At 71.3% G+C, this 2901-nt stretch carries 3 protein-coding genes and 1 riboswitch; of the genes, 2 read left to right on the forward strand and 1 reads right to left on the reverse strand.

The features are described 5' to 3' along the window. The coding region (locus ASG00_RS17540; RefSeq protein WP_235559402.1) for a family 20 glycosylhydrolase at positions 1–616 on the reverse strand (616 nt) is incomplete at its 3' end. Between the two features lie 56 nt (positions 617–672). Beyond that, positions 673–756, forward strand: a riboswitch (ZMP/ZTP riboswitch). Between the two features lie 37 nt (positions 757–793). Here ASG00_RS17540 and glyA point away from each other — a divergent pair. Further along, a complete protein-coding gene (glyA, locus tag ASG00_RS06915; RefSeq protein ID WP_056207872.1) occupies positions 794–2068 on the forward strand; it encodes a serine hydroxymethyltransferase in 1275 nt (424 codons plus the stop codon). Between the two features lie 52 nt (positions 2069–2120). Further along, positions 2121–2901 (forward strand): tetrahydrofolate dehydrogenase/cyclohydrolase catalytic domain-containing protein (locus ASG00_RS15315; RefSeq protein WP_056208001.1); only part of this gene is annotated, 781 nt, incomplete at its 3' end.

A 2901-nucleotide genomic window follows, 5' to 3' on the forward strand; every position in this document is an offset into this window, starting at 1 on the left:
TGTCGGGGTAGGCGAGCGAGACGGCGTGGGTATGTCCGGGCATGTCGATCTCGGGCACGACGGTCATGTGCCGGGAGGTCGCGTGGGCGACGATCGTGCGGTAGTCGTCGGCCGTGTAGAAGCCGCCCGCATCGCCGAGGGCCGCTGTCGCGCTCGCGCGCTCGGTGAGGAGGGGCCGCGTCGCCATCGCCAGGCGCCAGCCCTGGTCGTCGCTCAGATGCAGGTGCAGCACGTTGAGCTTCAGGTCGCTGAGCCGGTCGATGAGGGCCGTCACGACCTCGACCGGGAAGAAGTGGCGCGCGACGTCGAGCATGAACCCGCGGTGCCGGAACCGCGGGGCATCCTCGATCTCGATGGCGGGCACGACCCAGCCCTCGTGGTCGCGGGTGGCGAGCTGCGCGAGGGTGCGACCGGCGTAGAACACGCCCGCGTCGTCGGCGGCGGAGATCTCGATGCCGGACTCGTCGACCCGGAGCCGGTACGACTCCGCGGCCCCCGGGTGGCGCGTGACGATCACCCCGTGGGCGCCCGGCTCGGGCGCCGCGACGCCGCGCCACGGCGCGGTGCCGGCGACCCGGGTGACGAGCGGGCGGGGGAGCAGCGCGGCATTCGTCATGTAAGGAACCCTAACAAACTACGGATGCCTCGCCCAGACCCTCCGATCCGATATGCTCGACCCGTCGCGACTGGCGTTGAGGTGGGACACCACCGGGGAGCGACCGACACGGTTATCGACCGCACGCCTGGGCCGATACGGAACCCCTTTTTTCCGAACCGTCGTCAGGAGATCGCCATGACCGATTCGTACTTCAACGCCCCGCTCGCCGAGGTCGACCCCGAGATCGCGCAGGTGCTCGACCGAGAGCTCGCGCGTCAGCAGGGCTACCTCGAGATGATCGCCTCCGAGAACTTCGTTCCCGTCTCGGTGCTGCAGTCGCAGGGCTCGGTGCTGACCAACAAGTACGCCGAGGGCTACCCCGGACGTCGCTACTACGGCGGCTGCGAGGAGGTCGACGTCGCCGAGGAGCTGGCGATCGCCCGCGCCAAGGCGCTCTTCGGTGCCGAGTTCGCCAACGTGCAGCCCCACTCGGGCGCCACCGCGAACGCCGCCGTGCTGCACGCGATCGCCCGCCCCGGCGACACGCTGCTCGGCCTCTCGCTCGACCAGGGCGGCCACCTCACTCACGGCATGAAGATCAACTTCTCGGGCCGCCTCTACAACATCGTCGCCTACGGCGTCGACCCGGAGACCTCGCTCATCGACATGGACGAGGTGCACCGTCTCGCGGTCGAGCACCAGCCGAAGGTCATCATCGCCGGCTGGTCCGCCTACCCCCGCCACCTCGACTTCGCGCGCTTCCGTGCGATCGCCGACGAGGTCGGCGCACTCCTCTGGGTCGACATGGCCCACTTCGCCGGGCTCGTCGCCGCGGGCGTGCACCCCTCGCCCGTTCCGCACGCGCACGTCGTCTCCTCGACCGTGCACAAGACCATCGGCGGCCCCCGCTCGGGCTTCATCCTCACCAACGACGCCGAGCTCGCGAAGAAGATCAACTCTGCCGTCTTCCCGGGCCAGCAGGGCGGCCCGCTCATGCACGTGATCGCCGCGAAGGCCACCGCGTTCAAGCTCGCCGGCACACCGGAGTTCAAGGACCGCCAGGAGCGCACCGTGCGCGGTGCGGCCCTCATCGCCGACCGGCTCAGCCAGGCCGACGTCGCCGGCGCCGGCATCACCGTGCGCTCCGGCGGCACCGACGTGCACCTCGTGCTCGTCGACCTCCGCAACGCGGAGCTCGACGGCAAGCAGGCCGAAGACCTGCTGCACGAGATCCACATCACCGTCAACCGCAACGCGGTGCCCAACGACCCGCGTCCGCCGCTGGTCACCTCGGGCCTGCGCATCGGCACCCCGGCGCTCGCGACCCGCGGCTTCGGCGACGCCGAGTTCACCGAGGTCGCCGACATCATCGCGCTCGCGCTCGTGCCCGGCGCCGACCTCGAGGCGCTGCGCACCCGCGTCGCTGCCCTCACCGCGGCCTTCCCGCTCTACGACGGCCTGCAGCAGTAAATCCGCTTCCGGGCGCGGGGGCTGTGGCCCCCGCGCCACGAAAGGACGACCCGTGACAGCAGAACGACTCGACGGCAGGGCCACCGCCGCCGCCATCAAGGACGAGCTGCGGGTGCGCGTGGCCGCGCTCGCCGCGCAGGGCGTGGTGCCCGGCATCGCGACCGTGCTCGTCGGCGCCGACCCCGCCTCCCAGCTCTACGTCGGCATGAAGCACCGCGAGGCGGAGGCGATCGGCATGGCCTCACTCCACGTCGAACTGCCGGGCGACGCCACGCAGGACGATGTGGAAGCGGCGATCGACGCGCTCAACGCCGACCCGGCGTGCCACGGCTACATCGTGCAGCTCCCGCTCCCCGGGCACCTCGACACCGAGCGGGTGCTCGAGCGCATCGACCCCGCGAAGGACGCCGACGGGCTGCATCCGACCAACCTCGGCCGCCTCGTGCTCAACGTCAACGGCACGATCACCAGCCCCCTCCCGTGCACGCCGCGGGCGGTCATCGAGCTGCTGCAGCGCAACGGCTACGACCTGAACGGCAAGGATGTCGCGGTCGTCGGCCGCGGCGTCACGATCGGCCGGTCGATCGGTCTACTGCTCACCCGCCGCGAGATCAACGCGACGGTGACCCTCACCCACACCGGCACGCGGGACCTCGGAGCGCACCTGCGGCAGGCCGACGTCATCGTCGCCGCGGCGGGCGTGGCCCACCTCGTGCGCGCCGAGCATGTGAAGCCGGGTGCGGCGGTGCTCGATGTCGGCGTCACCCGCGAGCGGGATCCCGAGACCGGCAAGTCGATCGTCTACGGCGATGTCGCCCCGGAGGTCGCGGAGG

The sequence above is a fragment of the Microbacterium sp. Leaf351 genome (assembly GCF_001423825.1).
Lineage (GTDB): Bacteria > Actinomycetota > Actinomycetes > Actinomycetales > Microbacteriaceae > Microbacterium > Microbacterium ginsengisoli.

Coding starts and splice junctions, on each gene's coding strand:
- glyA (WP_056207872.1), top strand. CDS start 794: ATGACCGATTCGTACTTCAACGCCCCGCTCGCCGAGGTCGACCCCGAG.